The organism is Acinetobacter sp. ANC_7655, assembly GCF_056784015.1.
In genome coordinates this window covers 406,944-428,457 of sequence record NZ_JBWYJB010000001.1, presented here as the reverse complement: position 1 = coordinate 428,457, position 21,514 = coordinate 406,944, and the positions used below count along the sequence as shown (strand labels likewise).

Genomic DNA, 21,514 nt, shown 5'->3' with positions numbered 1-21,514 from the left:
GCTTTTTCACTGATCGCCATTATTTTGTCACCACTTTTTGAGCGAATGAGGCATTAAATAACTGTTGAACAACTTGATTTACATTTGTTCCTTTACGAACTAAGTCTTCTTCAGTCAAGATTTTGCCGGATTTTTGTAGTGCATTAATGTGTTGGGCTGTAGGAATGTTTTGATTAAAGTCAGTACGCTGAAGCTGAAGTTTTGCAACCTCTAAAGGTAGTTTAGCTTCAGTGGCGAGTAACTGCGCCAGTTTATCTGGATTGGCTTTTGCCCATTTACGTGCTTGCTCATACGCTTTAATTACGGCTTCAATTGCTTCTGGGCTAGATTGAGTAAATGGCTCTTTGACGCTTAACACGCTATAACTATTAAAGCCTACATTACGATAAAGCAGTTTTGCACCCGACTGAACTTGAGCTGATGCCATCAAAGGGTCTAAGCCAGCCCAAGCATCCACTTGCTTACGCTCTAACGCCGTTTTGCCATCTGGATGTTGCAAATGAACAAGCTGTACATCTTTTTTATTCAATCCAACGGTATCTAAAGCTTGTAGCGTGAATAAAAATGGGTCAGTTCCTTTTGTTGCGGCAATTTTTTTACCTTTTAGATCTTTTAAGGATTTAATCGGGGAGTCTTTTGGCACGACTAAAGCTGTCCATTCAGGTTGGCTTTGGATATAAACTGTTTTAACAGAGCTACCATTGGCACGACTTAATACAGCGGCAAGACCAGCTGTTGAAGCAAAATCAACACTGCCGCTATTGAGATATTCTAAGGAGCGATTACTGCCTTGACTAAATACCCATTTGATTTTGGTATTGGGTAAAGCCTTTTCTAATAACTTTTGATTTTTAACCACTAAGCTCGTAGGAGCATAATAGGCATAATCCAGTTTGATTTCCTTAGGGAGGGCAGCATTAGCTCCACTATGAACAACACTAATTACTAAACCCAACAGTCCTAATTTCAATGGAGATATCGATTTTTTCATTGAAGTACCTGATTTAATTCGCTAAATTTTCGATATAAATAGCCTTTCAGGTGATTTGTGACAAAAAAGAAAATGAGATATTAAAAGAACAAATTTTGATAAAGTTAAAATTATGAGTTAACACATTGAAATCAAATCAATATTTTATAAATATTGTGGTTTTGTGAAAATATAGTGATTTATCAGAACTTTATATAAATTAATGCAATGAGATGAAGGTCACATAATTTAATATAGCAAGGCTAAGAGTGAAAATGAGACCAAACCATATCAGTTTGATCTCAATACTTACATTATACGAAATACTCAGTTGAAATATCGCTCACTTCTAGAAGGTCTAATGAGTCTGACTCCAAAGCCAAGCATAGCGCTACTACCTTTAAAGTGTCCGAAATTTTTGAAGCATCTTTTAACGCAATACCAGATTTCAGTTCATTAAGACGATCAGTTGAAATATCTAATGCAAGTGCAGTTTCACTTGCATCTTGAGTGTCTAGGAATTGATTGATTGCATTTTTTAAATCTATTTCGGATGCATTCAGAATGCTCATTTGAAGCTGCTCTGAAATTTGATCTGAATCTTGATTAAGTGCATGGGTGAAAGTTTGAGCAAAATTTTGCTCTAAGACATCGATCATTTTAAACATGATTGAACCTTTAGGAGATATGGCAAAATGCCGAAATGAATAAGATTAAAATAGTTTAAATATTAGCCGAATTCAAAAGAATATCGATGACTGCATGGTTTTTAAATCATGTCATTAAGGCAAAAAAAATTGTCATGGGTGATTTATTTTTATATAAAATAAATATTAAATTATATCTATTTTGAATTATTTAGACCAATTAGTCACTGAATAAATTGAATCCGTATTGGAGGAAGATTACCCTAAAGCCAACCTAAAACTAAAAATGGATAATGGGATTTATGAATATTCAAGGAAAAGTGATTGTTGTTACAGGTGGCGCTTCTGGGTTAGGTGCGGCGACAGCAGCTTATCTTCAACAGCAGGGTGCTCGAGTCGTAATTGTTGATATGAATGCATCTTTGGGCGAGCAAACGGGTCAAGAAATTGGTGCAGAATTTATTCAACTAGATGTAACTGATGAAAAAGCAGTTGAATCATTCTTTGCACACATACAAGAAAAATATGGACAATTAAATGGTTTAATCAACTGTGCTGGTATTGCACCATCAGCTAAAGTGCTTGGTCGTGATGGCCTGCATGCCTTAGATATGTTCCAAACAGTACTGAATATCAACGTCAGTGGAACCTTTAATATGTTGCGATATGCTGCGCAATTAATGTCACAGTATGCGCTTTCGGGGGAAGAGGAAGAACGCGGTGTCATTGTGAACACGGCTTCAGTTGCTGCTTTTGATGGTCAAATTGGTCAGGCTGCATATTCTGCATCTAAGGGCGCTGTTGTTGGTATGACTTTGCCATTGGCGCGTGAGTTAGCACGCGAAAAGATCCGTGTTATGACTATTGCACCTGGGATCATGGAAACTCCGATGCTTAAAGGTCTTCCGCAAAATGTGCAGGATGTATTGGGACAGATGGTTCCATTCCCACCACGTTTAGCTAAACCTGAAGAATTTGCGAAACTGGTTGGACATATCTTTGAAAATTCGTATTTAAATGGTGAAGTGATTCGATTGGATGGCGCAATTCGTATGGCGCCAAAATAATATATGAAAATCAGTTTAGTCTTCACTTAAATAGACGACTAAACTGATCTCAGATGCTTTATGGTGTAATCGCCGGACGAGCTACATTACGATACTTCTCAAGTAATGCATCAAGGCGGGCTACAGTTTCAATATCCGCGAAACCATCATATTTCTCAGGATAAAAATGCATTTGGAATGCAGATACAACATTTTGAGTGACTTGATCATATTGACCAGTGACAGGAACGTTATAACCGTATAATGCCAATTTGCTTTGTAACGAAGCAATATCATTCTTCCAAGGATGATAGGTACGATAATAATTTACAGTGTCGTTATCGTACCAAGCACCAATGTTATAGTCTTCATGTAAACGTTTCCAAGGAAATAGTGGACCTGGATCAAATTTACGACCTGGAGAAATATCACTGTGCCCCAAAATTCGGTCGGGTCTGATCTCGTATTTTTTAGTTATTTTTAAAATAATATCTGCAAGGACTTCGATTTGTTGTTTTGATGAAAATGGATACCATCGACGTTGCATCAAAGGGAGTTGTTCATCGTCTGCAGGGAAACCGAGATTTTCAATTTCAATGCCGATACTTGAGGCATTCAAACTGCTGTTGGTCTGCCAAGAACTCGTGCCAGCATGCCAAGCTCTTTTATCATCAGGCACAAGACGGTACACAGTAAATTTACCATTGGTTGGTAATTCGGGTACAAAATAGTGACTACTGGCAGGGAAATTAGGATCTTTAAACAAAGCCAATGTTTCGTCTTTAGATACTGCTGTGTAGTGCAGAATCAAGAACATTTGCCGATTGTCTTGATTGGGTGAAGCATTCTCTTCGTCCAGATCATAAAGCGTGCTTTCTATATATTCTGGTTGGGTATCCGAACCTTGATTGACGTATGTAATGTTGGTGATCTTTTCATCTTTACATGCCGTCAGGAATAAACTCGAAACTAATAATGTAGCGAGTGCAAAAATTTTTTTATTCATAAGTATGACTGTCATTTATTGGAGTTAGATGTTTTTAAAATTAATTGCTAGTGAAGCAATTATTGAGATTATGTTTATTAATAGTACAAAATAAAATAAGAAAAATTAAACAAACCTATTCGAATTGTAACAATAAGGTACAGATCTTCTAGGGTAAAAATTATCTTCAGAATTGTATGAATAGACTGCTTATTTATTCGGTATCATAGGCTTATACAAGCATGTAATCAGGGTGTTTAGGTGAGTGATAGCATTGAACTGAGTGATGTTGAGCTACAGTTGTACGCAAGACAAATATTACTAGAGGATTGGGATATTGATGCACAAGAAAGATTAAAGCTGTCCAATGTGCTTATTATTGGTTGTGGTGGAATAGGGTGTTTGACTGCAGAGTTATTGGCGAGAGCAGGCGTGGGTAAATTGACACTCATCGATGCTGATACTGTAGAAATTAGTAATTTACAGCGACAAATTGCCTTTGATCATCATGATGTGGGTTTTTACAAAGCTGAAGTGTTAGCCAAGAAAATTTCTCAAATTAATCCTTATATTAAGATTGAATACATCAATACTAAATTTGATTTTAATAATGCTGCCGCACTGATTACACAGCAAGATCTTGTGTTAGATGGTTGTGACAATTTTGAAACCCGTTATTTGGTCAATCAAATGTGTAAGGATGCGAATGTTCCACTCATTAGTGCATCTGCGATTGGTTTGCAGGGGCAGTTATTTATGGTGGATGGTGAATCAGCATGTTATGAATGTCTTTTTCCTAAAGAAGATCATGCAGATGAGAGTTTAAGGTGTGCAGATTCAGGAGTTTTAGCAACAACTCCTAACCTGATGGCAAGTATGCAAGCACATCATGCGCTATTATATCTGGGGTTAAATTTAACACCATTAAAACAGAAGATCCTTCTATGGAATGGAAGGAACATGCAACAGCGAATTTTGAATTTTGACAAGGATAAAGAATGTCAAATCTGTCACATCAGTCAATCCGCAAAGACAATTTAATTTGCTACACTCAACATATCGAAATTTAATATCGACATTATGAAAAATAATATTTGGTTAGATGGTTTACGCTCAGTGGCCCGTGTAGGTGAAACTGCGGTCATTGCTGCGCGAGCAGGGATTAAATACGCGACAGAAAAACCGAGTAATGCGAAATTAATGCGCGAAACTTTCGAGTCACTTGGTTCAACGTATATTAAGTTGGGACAGTTTATTGCCAGTACGCCTTCATTATTTCCACGTGAATATGTTGAGGAATTTCAAGGGTGTTTAGATCAGACACCTAAACTCCCATTTAGCTATATTGAAAGTGTTTTGAATGCTGAGTTTGACGGTCGCGATTTAGGTGAAATTTTCGCATCTATTGATGAAACGCCATTAGCTTCTGCTTCGATCGCACAAGTGCATGCTGCTAAATTGGTGAGCGGCGAAGATGTCGTGATCAAAGTCCAAAAACCTGGTGTTGAAACTATCCTTTATACGGATTTAAATGTCCTACATTGGGCGACCAAGATTCTAGAGAAGGCAGTTCCTAAAGTAAAATTTGCTTCACTTGCGGATATTGTTGAAGAAATCAAAACACGTATGGTTCGTGAAGTTGATTTTATTGAAGAAGCAAAAAATATTGATGATTTTGTTAATTATCTGCACATTACTCAAAATACTAAAGCGACTGCACCAAAGGTATATCATCAATATTCAACACGTCGTGTCCTGACAATGCAGCGTCTTTATGGCGTGCCGTTGACGGATTTCGATGTGGTTCGTCAAGTTTCTAAAGACCCATCACAGGTTTTGATTACTGCCATGAACACATGGTTTGGTAGTTTGATGATGTGTGAAAGTTTCCACGCAGATTTACATGCTGGCAACCTCATGCTTTTGGATGATGGTCGCATTGGATTCATTGATTTTGGTATTGTGGGACAATTAAAGCCTGAAGTATGGACGGCATGTATTGCTTTCATGGATGCATTGCAAAATACCAATTATCCATTGATGGCAGAAAATATGCTGAAAATGGGCATGACCAATACGCAAATTGATACAACAGTTTTGGCAAACGATTTAGAGCGATTATTCAGTGGTGTACTCACAGCTGATCCTCAGCAAATTCTGTCATCTAATCCAGCCGACTTAAATGACATCATGATGGATATGGTGGCTGTAGGTGAGCGTCATGGCATCCGTTTTCCACGGGATTTCGCATTGTTGTTTAAACAAATGCTTTATTTTGATCGTTTTATGAGAATTCTTGCGCCGTACACTGATATTTATGCAGATCAGCGCTTACAAATGGTACAAACAATCGATCCTAATCTTTTGTTGAAACATTAAATCTTAAACAAGTGTTAAAATATCACAGCAAATCCTCAATAGAAGAGGATTTGCTTTTATCGCCTCCCGTCAAGCGTGCTATCACTGTTTGATAGTTTACGAAAAGGTCATGATTGAAGATGGATTCCATATTAATTGAAGGATTGAAAGTTGAAACAGTCATCGGATGTTTTGACTGGGAACGGCAAATCATTCAACCATTATTGCTTGATCTTCATATTGCGACTGATTTAGAGCAGGCATCAAATTCAGATCTTCTCGCTGATACTTTAAATTATGCTGAAATTTGTGAAATCGCGACTCAGACGATTCAAAAAGCTCAACCTGAATTAATTGAATTTGCTGCAAAAATTGTCCTCAAAGCTTTGTTTGAACAATATCCAGCAATTGAGTCTATCCAAATTACTGTGCGTAAGCCTGCTATTATTCCACAAGCTAATTCAGTAGGAATTCGTCTTGAAAGACACCGTAATGATTTATGCGCTAGCATTGGCGAGTAATAGCCAACCGCACAATCATCTGGTGAATGCATTAAAACAAATTGCGTCATTGGGATGTATTACGCGTTCTCCTATCTATGTCATACCTTGTCGAGATGGTGTTGGACAAGATTATTGGAATGCTGCATGTTTATTAGAATCAAAGCGGCAAGTCAATGAAATTACCAATCTTTTAAAAGCGCTGGAAAAAGCTTCTGGTCGAGTCCGTCCGTCACATGATATTTCTTTGGATGTAGATCTCATTGCATGGGGAAATACGCTCCAAAATATGCAATTTAATCCAAAAAAAATGCCATTAGCCTTAGATGTTAAAATTCCAATGTTTGATATTTGGGAAAATCCATTATTTGAGCATGAAGCGCATCATTTTCCTCAAGTGTCACTAGATGGTTCATTTTCTAAAATAGGATGAGTTTCGCCGAATAGTCCAACGGTAGCATTGATCAAATATGTCTTTGATACGGAAATAGGCTGTGATGTAACAATAATCAGCTTCTTTTAAATGGACTAATTTTTATAATACGCCACTTCAAAATAAATAAGCTCCATATCAAGAAGATGTATAAAATTATTGTGTTAAGCGCAATTTTGGCGTTCCTCTCAGGTTGTGCAACGCTTTCCCCTCAAGAGTGTCGAACTGCTCAATGGTCGGAAATAGGTGAAAAAGATGGAAGCAGTGGTTATTCGAATCGCATTGTTAAACATCAAAAAGCCTGTTCAAAAGTGAATATTGAACCTGATCACAAGTTATATGAAAAAGGTTACCAACTTGGGCTTCGTTCATATTGTCAACCCGAAGTTATTTTCGATGGAGCTTTGGATGGAAGAGGTGGGTATAGGGTTTGTCCATCAGAGTTACATGCCCAATTAGCACCCTTTTATAATGTGGCCGATCAGTACTATCGTTCTAAGAAAGACAAAGATGCTAAAGATAAAGAAATTGAAACTTATCGAGACTACTTACTGGATGACAAAATCACCAAAGAAAAGCGGGAAGAGTATCTTAAGAAAATAAAGTCCTTAAAGCAGGATAAATTGCGGTTAGATTTGAATTTCAATCATGCTGAGCGTGAATTAAATAAGTTTAGACGATTCCATCATCTATAAAAAATGCGGCCCATGAGCCGCGTTTTTTTTAAATATAATAACTTGTTTTGGTCATGAGTTTGGATATACCCGTCATTGCGATTTTGACCGCAGCTGGTAATTCCACACCACCTGCATTTAGTGCAGTATCTCGATGTTGAAGTTCATCCTGATTCATCTGTGTCAAAATTTGACGAGAGCGTTCATCATGCGGTGGGAGTTGGTCAAGATGGTGTTGCAAATGCAGACTCACTTGGCGTTCAGTTTCTGCAACGAAGCCTAAACTGTATTTGTCACCAGCAATACCTGCAATCGCACCCATACCAAAAGAAAGACCATACCATACAGGATTGAGTAGACTTGTATGACTATCTAACTCTTTTAAACGATCTTCACACCATGCTAAATGATCTTGTTCTTCAATCGCGGCATGCTCCATTTCACGACGAACATTAGGCAATTTAGCTGTCAATGCTTGACCGTGATAAAGCGCTTGAGCGCAGACTTCACCACTGTGATTAACACGCATGAGTCCAGCAACATGCCTTGCTTCACTCACTGCGAGATGAGTCTCTGCTTGACTTGCTGGATTTTCACGTTGTGAGGTGGTGGTGCCTGGTACCAAACTACGCAGTGCTTGATCAAATGAATGGATAAATTTATCTAGACCTGTGTAGTGACGCATAACCTTAATCCTCTAAATCAATTTGAGCATTTTTTAACATTGGTTTTAAGCGTGTTAATAACCAAATCGTGTACAGAGCACTCAATATTGCTGTAATACCGAATAGAATCTTAATATCAATACTTAAGATACTTAAAATAATAATGGAGAATATAGCAGAAGACACCATGAATACTGCATTCATAATGTTATTAGCAGCCACTACGCGAGCACGATGTGAACACGGTGAATAGGCTTGCATCATGGCATACAGCGGAACAATATAAAAACCACCACTGATCCCTAATAAAGTAACTGCAATCATCACATGATAATAAATCATACCAGAATTAAACATGTCTGATATGCCAATAAAATCTCCAGTCCTTTCAGGAACAAAGGCTAAACTTCCTGCTAAATAGAAGGCGAAAACGGTTAAGCCTACTGCACCAATAGGCACCATTTTAATATTGACCTCTGAGCCACCAATTTTTCGGCATAGCAATGAACCTACACCAATACCCACAGAAAAAAAGGTAAGGAGGAGGCTAACCACATTTTCGTTGGCATGAAGATTTTGCTGAGTCATTTGAGGTATTTGAGTTAAATATGTCGCGCCATAAAACCAATACCAAGAATTACCCAATAAAATGGTAAAGATGAGGGGTAAGCTTTTTGCATAACGTATGGTTTGAAAACTGGTTCGAAAGAAATTCCAATCGACATTGATATGATTTTCACGGACTTTTTGTTTGAGAATGAAGCGACTACAACTATAACCAAGTATCGCGATGGTCACGACCGTCAGGCTGATCCAAACTAAGTTACCTTCAGAGTTTGAAATCACTACACCACCCAAGATCATCCCCATCAATATTGCAATGGAAGTACCTGACTGGAATAAAGCATTACCCGACATCAATTCATTCGGTTTTAATATTTCAGGGAGAATGGCGTATTTAATCGGTCCGAAGAAGGTACTGTGTGTACCCATGAGGAACAATGCTAATAACAATAGCCATAAATTGCCGAGTAAAAATCCAGCAGTACCAATCAGCATAATCAAGATTTCAAGCAATTTGATATTACGAATCAAGAAAGAGCGTTCGTATTTGTCTGCAATTTGTCCTGCAGTCGCTGAAAAAATGAAGTAAGGTAGAATAAAGAGAAGTGCAGCTAGATTATTCAGTGTGCTTACGCTTGCGGTCTGTTGTTGAATCCAACCATAGGTAATGACGAGCAATAAGGATTGTTTAAAGACATTATCGTTTAAGGCCCCAAAAAATTGAGTCAAAAACATAGGTAAAAAACGGCGCGAACTCAGTAGATGCTCTTGTTTTTGCATGACAATTCAGCTTTTTTAAAAATTATTAAGAAATGTGATGATTTAGTAACAATATCGGAAAATCATGTATCATATTTTCATCCTAAAAATTTTGAAAATACTAGAAATTTGATTCAGTTAGCTTGAGTGAAAAATCTGTATTTTCTATTTAAAATATAAAGTATTCAGAGCGCAGTATGCCATCGAAAACACAATTTAAAAAATCATTACTTTCCCAATGTGTACAGCACACATGGATATCAAATGATATCAATAAATGGTTATATGCAAGTGTTTTTTTAGGTGCGCTTTCTTCACCTGTATTATTTGCAGCCGACACAGTGATTTCAAGTCAGGAGCTTGAGCCTGCGACATCCGTACAAGCCATCGAAAATAATAAACAAAAAATTGAAAACGTTGCGCAACAACAGGGATTATCAAAAGAGAAAATTGAAAGTATTGATCAAAAAATAGATCAGTTGAGTGGGCAAGATGATTTTAATAGTTATGAAATGCTTCAGCAGCAAGAGCAATTGAGTCCACAAGAGCAATTCAAGCCGATAGAATTTGATGATTTGGAGTTGCTGCCTGAGGAGAGTGTGGACCCTCGACTTGCCAATGAAATTTTATCAGTCGCTGAAGAAGCCAAGCAGGAAGCGCAAAATTTCAGATCGGGATTGACGACTCCAGCCATTCAAGTACAAGATCTACCTGCGAATGACATTTCAGAAGCTGAGTTAACAAAAGCGCCAGTCAACATTGATCAGTTGATGCAAAATATTCAGTCTGATCGTCAGATTGAGGTGTCTGAAAATGTGGAAGGACGTTCATTATCCGTTCAAACCCAAGAACCTGAAAATAAAGAACCAGAAAAAGTAAATGTGTTTAAACGCATTTTCTACAAAATACGTCCTCCACGTCTTAATCAGCCCGCTGCTGTTCCACGTATTACCGCAGATGTTACGGGCGCACCTAAACCACTCGCGGACAATATCAAAGCAAAGTTATCATCATTCACTGTTGAGTCATTTTCAGATTTCAATGCTGCCGTCCCGCAACTCCGTAATATGACTGTCCAAGCTGCACAAGCCGTAGGTTATTACGATGCTGAATTTAAGTTTGAAAAAGTCAGTGATAACCGAGTGCGTGTCAATGTCACACCTCATAATCCAGTAGTGGTGCGAGAACAAAATATTGAATTTACTGGGCCTGGGGAGAATCTTGCTCAATTGCAAGTGATTCGAGTGCTTCCTGATTTGGAGGTGGGTGATATTTTCGATCATGGTAAATACGAAGCGACAAAAGCTCGAATCATTGAAGCGGCGAATAACAACGGTTTCTTTGATTATTATTGGCGAATGCACGATGTCATGTTGGCCCGCCCTCAAAATCAAGCAGATATAAATTTGAAGATGGAAACAGGTGAACGTTATAAGCTGGATGATGTGCAGTTTAGAATGAGTGATCCATCAAAAAAATTACCGATTCGTGAAGATATTTTAAGAACCTTAGCTCCTTGGCAAGAAGGTGCAGACTTTACCGCATGGCGTGTAAATGTATTAGCCAACAACTTAACCAATTCACGTTATTTTAACTATAGCCTTGTTGACGCTGTTAAACCTGATCCAATTATTAAGCCGCTTGAACTCGCACCTGATTTGCAGGCTTTAGTGGATGAGCAAAAAATTGATAGAAGTTTATTAACAGGTCAAGAAAAGGCTGAACAACAGGCAAGTTCATCAGAAGAAGTCACGCAGAATGTGGCAGATGAAACTCAATTTGCGGGTGGAAATGAACGTCGTACTTTGCAAGAGCGTAATGATGCTGATAATCAAGCGCAAGCCAAGCAGGAAGAAACTGAGCGTTTACAAGCCTTAGCACGTGAAGAGAAAAAAATCCCTGTCATCGTGACATTGAATGCGGATAAATTAAATAGTGTTGAAGCGGGTATTGGTTATGGTACTGATACCGGTGTGCGCTTACGAAGTCAGTACCGCCGTTCTATTGTGAATGAACGTGGTCATTCATTTGATGCAAACTTGGAGTTGTCACAAGTCAGACAATCGATTGATGGTCGCTATAATATTCCATATAAACACCCATTAAATGATTATGTCAGTCTAGTTGGTGGTTACGAGCGTGAAGATCGTGATGAAATTGGGAATGGATTAAATCTCATTGTGGAATCCGCCGTTGCCGGAGCTGACAGAATTATTAAAGGTGCGCGTCGTGATTGGCAGCATATTTTTGGTGTGCGTTATCGTCTAGATCGTATGACGATTGAAGGTGATATTCCTGAGACACTTGACCCAGATACCAATTGGGATGAAATTCCAGAGTTCGTCGTTGCAACGGGTAATGATGAGCAGCAATCTTTATTACTTGGTTATGAAGCCACTAAAGTCACCAGTGATAATCGATTAAATCCGACAAAAGGATTTAAACAAAACTACAAAATCCAATTGGGGAGTGAAAGCCTGCTATCCGATGCTGATATGGCGATTGTAAATGCGAACTGGAAATTTTTATATTCATTAGGCAGTAACAATGATCATCAATTCATTGGTGGGGCAAACCTCGGTTATATCATCACAGAAGATTTTCAAAAAGTGCCCTATAACTTGAGATTCTTTGAAGGGGGTGACCAAAGTCTACGAGGCTTTGACTATAAGAGTTTGTCCCCTGTGGAATTTGGATATAAAGTCGGAGGTCAAGCGCGTGCGATTGGGACTTTAGAGTACAATTACCAATTTAAAGAAGGCTGGCGCGCCGCGTTATTTAGTGATTTTGGTAATGCTTATGATGAAAAATTTACCAATGATACTGAATATAGCATAGGAGCAGGAATCCGCTGGAACTCTCCAATTGGTCCAATTCGTCTAGATGTGGCATCGGGGATATCTGATCCTGGTAAACCGATTCGTCTACATTTCTTTATCGGGCCGCAACTTTAATATTTAAGATAATAAAAGTACTCAATCATTTTTTGGAATAAGTATGGCTGAAGACATCGAGCAGCAACCTGAGCAACAACCTGATCAAAACGTGACGCCACAGCGAAGTTTATTGCGCCGTGTATTGCTGATCATTTTATTTATTCTGATCTTTTTTGTGGCTTCGCTTGCCGTAATGTTTTCAACAGACAAAGGCAGTAAATTCTTACTTGACCGTGCTTTGTCCACTCAACAGATTATTCAGTATGAATATGAAGGTGGAAATTTACTTCAAGGCATTATTCTAAAAAATGTATTGGTGACGCTGAAATCAGTTGATGTGAAAATTGATAGAGCTGATGTCACTTTGGGTTGGCGTGCCATATTAGATAAAGAAATTCATTTGAATCGTGCCGATGTCCGAAATTTGCGTGTCATTAACAAGTCACCGCCAAGTGATGAGCCATTTAAGTTTAGTGAAATTAAACTCCCTTTTGTTTTACGTGTTGATCAAGCCGATATCGATCAATTGGTCATTCAGACTTCAAGTTCTAAAGTACAATTTAATGACATTATCCTAAACGAAGCACTATGGTCAGGTACTGAGCTTAAGTTTGAAGATTCGCAGTTTGATATGGGTTATTTGTCTGTAAAAAAAGCAACAGGTCAGATGGATTTTAAAGGTAAATATCCGTTAGATGCGCAAGCGGTTGTAAGACTCCCATCTTTAAAGTCGATCAACGTTGAGGATATTTATGTCCATGCAAAAGGCTCTTTAGATACCATTCAAGCGGGCATTGCCACACGTACCCCTGATTTATTAACAGGTTGGGCAGTGGTACATCCAGTTCGAAAAAATGTACCAATGCAAGGTGCTTTAAACTTTAAAGATTATCACTGGCCTTTAATGCTAGAGCAGGAGCTCTTATCTAAACAAGGAGTTGCTAAGTTTTCTGGAGATATCCAACGTTTGAATTTGGATATTAACACCGATATTTCTGGTAAAAATATTCCTCAAGGACAATATACTGCGCTTGCGCATACAGATCTCGTCAATCAATTGAATATTTCAAACCTGAATGGTCAATTGATGAACGGGGCGCTGAATCTTGCGGGTGTCGTTGGGTGGAAGGATAAAGTCACTTGGGATGTGCAAGGTCGCTTAGATAAAATCAATCCAAAAGATAAAGTGATTCCACAAGTGGTGCAAGATTTTCTGCCAGAACGTTTGGATGCCAAAATCGCCTCAGCTGGGTCGTTAGAGAAGGGATTAGCTCTCACAGCACTTATTGATTTTGACCAATATGAAACATGGAATTTAAATCTTAATCAAGCTGAACAAAAAAATAATAAACCGAATCCGATGTTGCTAGATGTCGCTTGGAAAAATATTGATCGTGCTGTTCCGTACATTGGTTGGTTAAGTAGTGAATCTGGGGATGTAAAACTTGCTTTAGTTGAAGGTCAACAAAATATTCATGTGGCAACCGTAGTTGGTGCAAATGAAAAAGGAACTTTACCTGCTGGCAAATACAATGCCCAATTAGACCTTAAAGGGAATGATCTTCATGTTCCTTCATTTATCTATCAAGCAGATGGAAAAGGATCTTTACAAGCAAATGCCAAGGTTGAATTACCATCTGATCAAAGACAGTTGAAGTGGAATGCGGTGCTTAATGCAAAAGACTTTAATCCGCAAACCATCAGTTCTGCTGCTCCTGTAAATTTATTAAATGGACAAATTCAAGCGAGTGGCTTTGCTCGACCTAACCAGCAAATTATTCAGTTAAATCAGATCAATCTTTCAGGTCAACTTGCCAATCAAAATCCACCGGAAACAATTAAGCTGACTGGCTCAAGTACAGCAGCCATTCTTCTACATGATGAAAAGTCGGGTGGTGGCTTTAAAGGCTTCGCAGTCAATTATGATGGTGCATTACATGCAAGCCAACTGCCACAAGGGGATGGTCAGCTTAAAATACGTGTAGCAGGCACACCTCAGCGCATCAATATTTCCGAATTTAAACATCAGGGTGCTGCGGGTCAGATCAATGCCAATGGTTTAGTCAATTTAGCCAATGGAATCGGATGGGACATTAATGCTTCTTTAATACGCTTTAAGCCTCATTATTTTGTTTCAAGTGTTAAAGGGGAAATTTCAGGTAATATCAAAACGGATGGTGTTTGGTCAGATCGTTTGAAAAAAATTAATATTGATCGACTCAATCTCGCTGGCATGATCAATAAAAAACCGCTGAGAGCAAAAGGTAATCTTGCTGTTATTCTTAATTCGAATCAGACAGGTTTCCTACCACAACAGTTTGAAGCCAATAATTTGTATTTGGTGTATGCGCAGAATCAGATTCAAGCCGAAGGGAATGCTCAGAATCTTCGCGTTAAGATTGACGCGCCTGCATTATTTGAGCTTTATCCTGGTTTACGTGGTCGTGCGCAAGGTTTTGTTAACGTGCAGTCTCAACCGAGATTGTCTGCAACTGCGAATGTGAGGGTGAATAACTTTGGTTTCAATGATCTTGTCAGTATCAAATCACTCAACATCCAAGGGGAATTACCAACTTCAGACACAGTGCCTACTGCATTAACTGCAAGAATGGACAGTTTAAGAAGTGGCAATCGTGAGATTCAAAACGCTGAAGTCTCAATTGCTGGTACACGAAAAGCACATTTATTGAAAGTGCAAGCCTCGAACAAGCTGTCTAAATTTTATGTGCAACTGGCAGGTGGATTTAATCCTGCGAATGATTGGTTAGGTCAAATTCAAAAAGGTGACTTTGACTCTGCACGGGTGCATTTGAAACAGGCCCAACCTGCACCTGTGATTTATAATACTGCGAAAACTGAATTATTTGTGGGTGCTCATTGCTGGACCAGTAATCAAAGCCAACTTTGCTTTGATCAGCCCTTACGTGTGAGTAAGACCAAAGGTAGCGCCTCATTTGTGAGTCGGAATTTAGATCTTGGTGACTTTGCCGCATTTATGCCTGAAGGTTTCGCAATTACGGGTAAATTGGATGGTTATGCTAAAGCGTCTTGGGGGCAAGGCATTCAACCAAAAATCGATGCCAAACTTGTTACGCGTAATGGTGTTGTCGGTCTAGCAGCTGCCGATCCAGATGATATCAGCACCACGATGAACTACGATGAAGTAAGTCTTATTGCACGAAGTATTCGTGAAGGATTATTACTTCGTGCTGATTTGAAAGCTCCGAATATTGGGACTGGATATGCAAATGTTGTGGTGAATCCATTTGTTGATTCGAAACCAATGCGTGGTGAAGTTGCTCTGAGTCAAGTACAACTGAAAATTTTAAAACCATTCATTTCGGATGTGCGTAAAATCGATGGTAATTTATCCCTTGCAGGTAAAATCAGTGGGACATTGACTCAACCGTTATTTAACGGCGAAATGCGACTTAAAAATGGTTCAATCAGCATGATTTCGTTACCTGTTAATCTCACGAATATTCAGCTGTATTCATCTATTCGTCAAAACCAAGCGACGATCGATGGCGCTTTCAATAGTGGTCGAGGTGTGGGTAAGTTAACGGGTGATATCGATTGGAAAAATGATCCTAGAATTCGTTTAAAACTCAAAGGTGATAATTTATTTATTCGCCAAGCACCATTAATCACAGCTGTTGTGAACACTGAAATGGATTTAGATGCACGTCCCGTCAGTAAGCAATTAACTTTGAATGGTAAAGTTGAAGTTCCGCGTGCGCTGATTTCAATGCCAGAATCGAGCGCATCCGTAGTGCCTTTATCCGCCGATGTTCGAGTGGTACGTGAAGGTGATAATCAACTCGCGGTACTTAAGGCTGCAAAGCCATGGGATATCCGCGCTGACTTAGAATTAAATTTAGGAAACCAAGTGATTTTCCAAGGCTTTAATAGTCGTATTCCATTGCTAGGGCGAATTTACTTAACGCAACGCGGTTTAGAAACTGCCATGCGTGCCAATGGTGCGATTGGTGTAAGTAAGCGCGTTACTATTGAAGCTTATGGGCAGTCTTTAGAATTAAGTCGTGCAATTGCGCGTTTCAATGGTGCATTGTCTAACCCAACCCTTGAGGTTGAAGCAAGTAAACTCATTTCAGGCAGTACAGTTGGTGTGCGTGTTACTGGAACTGCAAGCAGTCCAAATATCCAAGTCTTTAATGATGCCGGGTTGTCTGAACAAGAGGCGATGAATGCCTTGATTACAGGTCGAATTAATGAAGGTTCTAGTAGCTTGAGTCAAGCAGAAGGCTTTAAATCAGATGTGAACAATACCATTGCTGCAGCGGGGATTAGTTTAGGGCTTGGTGGTACACGTGCTTTAACCAATCAAATTGGACAGACATTTGGGTTAAGTGGTCTTGCTCTTGATGCGCAAGGAACAGGTGATGACACTCAAGTGAGTGTGACAGGTTATCTGACCCCTGATTTATATATCCGTTATGGTGTTGGTGTCTTTACGCCAGTCAATAAATTGACGCTACGATATCAGATGAACCAAAGACTCTATTTGGAAGCAAGTCAGTCTTTAGAAAAAGCCATTGATATTTTCTACAATTGGCGATTCTAAAAGGTAAAAGGGCTTCAATCGAAGCCTTTTTTAATTCACTGTATAAACCGAAATTAAATTTAAGCCCTATTGTTAAAATGCTAGACTTAAAATTTATCGGACAAGAAAGAATTAAAAAATGAAAACAATTGCAATATTCATCGCGATGATAGCGGCAACACTCATGGCGGGCTGTCAAACCACTCAAACTGAGCAACTTACTCCAAAAATTGGAATGGCTAATCCTGCAAGCAAATTTTGTGTTCAACAAGGTGGAAAATTAGAAATACGCGATGAGGCAAATGGTCAAGTGGGTTATTGCCAGTTGCCAGATGGCGTTGTAGTAGAAGAATGGGAGTTATTTAGACATCATCAAAATATTTGCAAGCCTGAAGAAGCGAAAAAAATAGTCGGTATGCATAATCTTGATGATCAACAGATTTTGAATAAAACCAAAGCCAAAATTATTCGCCGGGTCGGACCAAATGATCTGGTTACTATGGATTATCGAAATGATCGTATTACAGTAACCGTGGATGATCAGAATAAAATTATTCGTTCAAGCTGCGGTTAATGAACGAGAAATGTCATTGCACGATTTCCTATTCGGTTTAACTCGATTATCATAGCCGCAACAGGAGAGATGTATGAACAAATTCGTGATTCTGGGTGCTGTACTTGGTTCAGCCGTTTTGCTCAGTGCTTGTGAAGAAAAAAAGCCACTAACCCCTGAAGAAGTCTGGCATGGTTACTGTACCAGTATTGGTAATGCTGCACGCTCTATTTTGCTAGACCGTCAAAATGGTATCGAGAAAACTGCGGCGGTCGAACATGCTTCTAAACTGACCGATCCGACGACGAAGAAATTTGTAGATGCTCAAATTGAGAAGGTTTATGCTTATCCTGCGAATCAATTAGAAGTGGATCGTGATGCATTAATGGCTAAATTCAAAAAAGAAGCAACGGATGAGTGTTTAGCCACTCCTTACGATAAAGATAATCTGCCTGACTACAAACAGTTTTAAGGCGCTACAAAAAGATTGATCATAAAAAGAGGGAAGCGTAAGTTTCCCTTTTTTTGTTGAAATTAATTACAAATTTTAATTAGCATTAAAATAGAAAAGCTTATATAAAAATAAGATAAATAAAACAAAAGGAGCGGAACAATGGAAGTGGTCGCATACCTGAATAATGCCGATCTTCTGCTTGAAGATGCCAATGGTGTTGCAGTAATTAATGGCAGCCATTACGTCCTAAGTTTAGGGGATCGAGTCTATCTTAAAAATATGATCAATGAACATGCCAAAATTTATCAGGTACACATTAGTTTTGCCTGTGCCGAACACCGCATGCTACATGATGATGAAATTCTGGTCAGATTCGAAGGAACACGAGAAAGTCTGCAACAATATTTAGATCGCACGACTGTCCACTAAGGTTGAATAGTCAAAAAAGGATTTAAAAGGCAACATCTTGTTGCCTTTTATTTATTTCAGATCCGTAAAAGCTTCATGTTAATGTCAGAATTGTTCGATAAAACAACATATTGAGCAATGAGTAATCAGAAGAGAGATCATTTAGTAAGAAAATAATGGTCATCACAAAGAAACACTCTTCTTGCATTAACTTTTAACCGGAATTTTAGTAAAATTTAGCAGTCCATATTATTTGCAGGCTTTATAAGCAGGATATTGCAAGTAATTTTTTAAAGAAGAGGAATAACACCGTGCTAGAAGCTTACCGCCAACACGTTGAAGAACGTGCCGCACTCGGAGTCCCACCGAAGCCACTTGATGACGCTCAAACAGCTGCATTAGTTGAATTATTAAAAAATCCACCAGCTGGCGAAGAAGCATTCTTAGTTGATTTGCTTGAAAACCGTGTTCCAGCAGGTGTTGACCAAGCTGCTTATGTAAAAGCTGCTTTCTTGGCTGCTTTGGCGAAAGGTGAAGCGACTTCTCCATTAGTTTCTAAAGAGCGTGCGGTTTACTTACTAGGTACTATGCTTGGTGGTTACAACGTTGCTCCTTTAGTAGAATTATTAGAAGACGCAGCGCTTGGTGCTTTAGCTGCTGAAGCGCTTAAGAAAACACTTCTTGTTTTCGATGCGTTCCATGACGTTGCTGATAAAGCAAAAGCAGGTAACGAAAACGCGAAAGCTGTTCTTCAATCTTGGGCTGACGCTGAATGGTTCACTAGCCGTAAAGACGTTCCAGAAGAAATCAAACTTACAGTTTTCAAAGTTACTGGCGAAACTAACACTGACGACTTGTCACCTGCGCAAGACGCTTGGAGCCGTCCAGACATTCCGTTACACGCGAATGCAATGCTTAAAAACGTACGTGATGGTATTAACCCAGAAGTTCCTGGTGAAGTTGGTCCATTAAGCCAAATCAAAGAGTTAATCGCGAAAGGCAACCAAGTTGCTTACGTGGGTGACGTTGTTGGTACAGGTTCTTCTCGTAAATCTGCAACTAACTCTGTACTTTGGTTCTTTGGTGACGAAATCGCTCACATTCCGAACAAGAAAGAAGGCGGTTACTGCTTAGGTTCTAAGATTGCTCCGATTTTCTTCAACACTATGGAAGACGCTGGTGCGTTACCAGTTGAAATCGACGTTGCTAACATGAACATGGGTGACGAAATCACGTTGAAGATTGACAAAGCGACTGCAAAAGTTACAGCGTTCAAAGATGGCGCTCAAATTGCTGAAGCTGAGTTAAAAACTCCAGTACTTCTAGACGAAGTACGTGCGGGTGGTCGTATTAACTTGATCATTGGTCGTGGCTTGACTACTAAAGCACGTGAAGAACTGGGTCTTCCTGCTTCTGACTTGTTCCGTACTCCAGTTCAACCAGCTGCAACTGGCAAAGGCTTCACGCTTGCTCAGAAGATGGTTGGTCGTGCTTGTGGTCTTCCAGAAGGTCAAGGTGTACTTCCAGGTACTTACTGCGAACCTAAGATGACAACTGTTGGTTCTCAAGATACAACAGGACCAATGACGCGTGACGAATTGAAAGACTTAGCTTGCTTAGGTTTCTCTGCTGACCTCGTAATGCAATCTTTCTGTCATACTGCTGCGTATCCAAAACCAGTTGACGTTCAAATGCAACACACGCTTCCTGATTTCATCATGAACCGTGGTGGTGTATCACTACGTCCAGGTGACGGTATTATCCACTCTTGGTTAAACCGTATGCTTCTTCCAGATACAGTAGGTACTGGTGGTGACTCCCATACTCGTTTCCCAATCGGTATTTCTTTCCCAGCGGGTTCTGGTCTTGTAGCGTTCGCTGCAGCAACTGGTGTTATGCCACTTGATATGCCTGAATCAGTTCTTGTGAAGTTCAAAGGTAAAATGCAACCTGGTATCACACTACGTGACCTAGTACATGCGATTCCTTACTACGCAATTAAAGAAGGTGACTTAACTGTAGAGAAGAAAGGTAAGAAAAATATCTTCTCTGGTCGTATCTTAGAGATCGACTTATCAGAAATGGAAACTGACTTAACTGTTGAGCAAGCATTCGAACTTTCTGATGCTTCTGCTGAACGTTCTGCTGCTGGTTGTGCGATCACACTTTCTGAAGAGAAAGTTGCTGAATACCTTCGTTCAAACATCACGATGTTGAAGTGGATGATCTCTGAAGGTTATGGCGATGCTCGTACTATGGCACGCCGTGTTGAGAACATGGAAAAATGGTTAGCGAACCCATCACTTCTTAAAGCTGATGCTGATGCTGAATACACGAAAGTGTATGAAATCGACCTTGCTGACATCAAAGAACCTATCCTTTGCTGCCCGAACGATCCAGATGATGCAAAACTTCTTTCTGAGGTTCAAGGCGACAAAATTGATGAAGTATTCATCGGTTCTTGTATGACGAACATCGGTCACTTCCGTGCAGCTGGTAAACTTTTAGACAAAGTACCTGGTGGTTCTTTATCTACTCGTCTTTGGTTAGCTCCTCCAACTCGTATGGACGAACGCCAATTGATGGAAGAAGGTTTCTACAATACTTATGGTAAAGCTGGCGCGCGTACAGAAATGCCAGGTTGTTCATTATGTATGGGTAACCAAGCACGTGTAGCTCCAAATACAACTGTTGTATCTACTTCTACTCGTAACTTCCCGAACCGTTTAGGTCAAGGTGCGAACGTTTACTTGGCTTCTGCTGAGCTTGCATCTGTTGCTGCGGTACTTGGTAAGTTGCCAACTCCTGAAGAATACCAACAGTATGCTGCTCAAATCGACAGCATGTCTGCGGATATCTACAAGTACTTGAACTTCGATCAAATGAACGACTATACAGACGCTGCTAAAGACGTTGATACGAAGAAAATTGCTGCTGCTCAATTGTCTTAATTTGTTGAAAATTAAAGTAATATGAGTTAAAAGTAAGGGCTGATTAA

17 protein-coding genes are annotated in these 21,514 nt (G+C 39.3%); 12 read left to right on the top strand and 5 right to left on the bottom strand.

Features of this window, described 5'->3' with window-relative positions; genetic code table 11:
* Positions 1–19: 19 nt before the first annotated feature.
* Together AC1M9N_RS02185 and AC1M9N_RS02180 are read right to left on the bottom strand one after the other, a co-directional pair.
* Positions 20–991 (bottom strand): aliphatic sulfonate ABC transporter substrate-binding protein, encoded by a 972-nt coding sequence (locus AC1M9N_RS02185; protein ID WP_481586992.1) that lies wholly within the window; start codon positions 989–991, stop codon positions 20–22.
* A 293-nt stretch (positions 992–1,284) separates the two neighbouring features.
* Positions 1,285–1,638 (bottom strand): hypothetical protein, encoded by a 354-nt coding sequence (locus AC1M9N_RS02180; protein WP_481586993.1) that lies wholly within the window; start codon positions 1,636–1,638, stop codon positions 1,285–1,287.
* A 281-nt stretch (positions 1,639–1,919) separates the two neighbouring features.
* Between AC1M9N_RS02180 and AC1M9N_RS02175 the strand changes: the two genes are divergently transcribed.
* Positions 1,920–2,684 (top strand): 3-hydroxyacyl-CoA dehydrogenase, encoded by a 765-nt coding sequence (locus tag AC1M9N_RS02175; RefSeq protein WP_481954197.1) that lies wholly within the window; start codon positions 1,920–1,922, stop codon positions 2,682–2,684.
* A 58-nt stretch (positions 2,685–2,742) separates the two neighbouring features.
* Here AC1M9N_RS02175 and AC1M9N_RS02170 read toward each other — a convergent pair whose 3' ends face one another.
* Entirely contained in the window at positions 2,743–3,669 is a 927-nt protein-coding gene (locus tag AC1M9N_RS02170; RefSeq protein WP_481954196.1) for an N-acetylmuramoyl-L-alanine amidase, read from the bottom strand.
* A gap of 240 nt (positions 3,670–3,909) precedes the next feature.
* On the opposite strand from AC1M9N_RS02170, the gene AC1M9N_RS02165 reads away from it, so the two are divergent.
* From AC1M9N_RS02165 to AC1M9N_RS02145, 5 genes are all read left to right on the top strand, one after another.
* Positions 3,910–4,689, top strand: coding sequence for a HesA/MoeB/ThiF family protein (locus AC1M9N_RS02165; protein ID WP_481586996.1), 780 nt, complete (start codon positions 3,910–3,912; stop codon positions 4,687–4,689).
* Between the two features lie 39 nt (positions 4,690–4,728).
* Positions 4,729–6,027 (top strand): ABC1 kinase family protein, encoded by a 1,299-nt coding sequence (locus tag AC1M9N_RS02160; protein WP_481586997.1) that lies wholly within the window; start codon positions 4,729–4,731, stop codon positions 6,025–6,027.
* A gap of 119 nt (positions 6,028–6,146) precedes the next feature.
* Positions 6,147–6,527, top strand: a complete 381-nt coding sequence (gene folB, locus AC1M9N_RS02155) for a dihydroneopterin aldolase (protein WP_481589834.1) — start codon at positions 6,147–6,149, stop codon at positions 6,525–6,527.
* On the top strand, positions 6,484–6,939 hold the full coding sequence (locus tag AC1M9N_RS02150) for a 2-amino-4-hydroxy-6-hydroxymethyldihydropteridine diphosphokinase (protein ID WP_481589835.1): 456 nt from the start codon (positions 6,484–6,486) through the stop codon (positions 6,937–6,939). The genes folB and AC1M9N_RS02150 overlap by 44 nt, the downstream gene beginning before the upstream one ends.
* A 146-nt stretch (positions 6,940–7,085) precedes the next feature.
* Complete coding sequence (locus tag AC1M9N_RS02145; protein WP_481589836.1) at positions 7,086–7,634, top strand: DUF2799 domain-containing protein; 549 nt, start codon at positions 7,086–7,088, stop codon at positions 7,632–7,634.
* 28 nt (positions 7,635–7,662) lie between these two features.
* On the opposite strand, the gene coq7 is transcribed toward AC1M9N_RS02145, so the two are convergent.
* Both coq7 and AC1M9N_RS02135 read right to left on the bottom strand, forming a co-directional pair.
* Positions 7,663–8,298: a 2-polyprenyl-3-methyl-6-methoxy-1,4-benzoquinone monooxygenase gene (gene coq7, locus AC1M9N_RS02140; protein WP_481588376.1), complete on the bottom strand. Its 636-nt coding sequence runs from the start codon at positions 8,296–8,298 to the stop codon at positions 7,663–7,665.
* Positions 8,299–8,302: 4 nt separating this feature from the next.
* Positions 8,303–9,622: an MFS transporter gene (locus AC1M9N_RS02135; protein WP_481606992.1), complete on the bottom strand. Its 1,320-nt coding sequence runs from the start codon at positions 9,620–9,622 to the stop codon at positions 8,303–8,305.
* 176 nt (positions 9,623–9,798) lie between these two features.
* Here AC1M9N_RS02135 and AC1M9N_RS02130 point away from each other — a divergent pair, with 176 nt between their 5' ends.
* The 6 genes from AC1M9N_RS02130 to AC1M9N_RS02105 all read left to right on the top strand — a co-directional run bounded on the left by AC1M9N_RS02130 (position 9,799) and on the right by AC1M9N_RS02105 (position 21,467).
* Positions 9,799–12,555, top strand: coding sequence for an autotransporter assembly complex protein TamA (locus AC1M9N_RS02130; protein WP_481954195.1), 2,757 nt, complete (start codon positions 9,799–9,801; stop codon positions 12,553–12,555).
* Positions 12,556–12,598: 43 nt separating this feature from the next.
* Positions 12,599–17,122 carry a translocation/assembly module TamB domain-containing protein gene (locus tag AC1M9N_RS02125; protein WP_481954194.1) on the top strand — a complete coding sequence of 1,508 codons (4,524 nt, stop codon included), beginning with the start codon at positions 12,599–12,601 and terminating at the stop codon, positions 17,120–17,122.
* A 118-nt stretch (positions 17,123–17,240) separates the two neighbouring features.
* Positions 17,241–17,675: an I78 family peptidase inhibitor gene (locus tag AC1M9N_RS02120; protein WP_180027654.1), complete on the top strand. Its 435-nt coding sequence runs from the start codon at positions 17,241–17,243 to the stop codon at positions 17,673–17,675.
* A 73-nt stretch (positions 17,676–17,748) separates the two neighbouring features.
* Positions 17,749–18,126: a hypothetical protein gene (locus AC1M9N_RS02115; protein ID WP_035267099.1), complete on the top strand. Its 378-nt coding sequence runs from the start codon at positions 17,749–17,751 to the stop codon at positions 18,124–18,126.
* A gap of 141 nt (positions 18,127–18,267) precedes the next feature.
* Positions 18,268–18,537: a hypothetical protein gene (locus AC1M9N_RS02110; protein WP_035267100.1), complete on the top strand. Its 270-nt coding sequence runs from the start codon at positions 18,268–18,270 to the stop codon at positions 18,535–18,537.
* Positions 18,538–18,827: 290 nt separating this feature from the next.
* Positions 18,828–21,467 carry a bifunctional aconitate hydratase 2/2-methylisocitrate dehydratase gene (locus AC1M9N_RS02105; protein ID WP_481609500.1) on the top strand — a complete coding sequence of 880 codons (2,640 nt, stop codon included), beginning with the start codon at positions 18,828–18,830 and terminating at the stop codon, positions 21,465–21,467.
* Positions 21,468–21,514 lie beyond the last annotated feature (47 nt).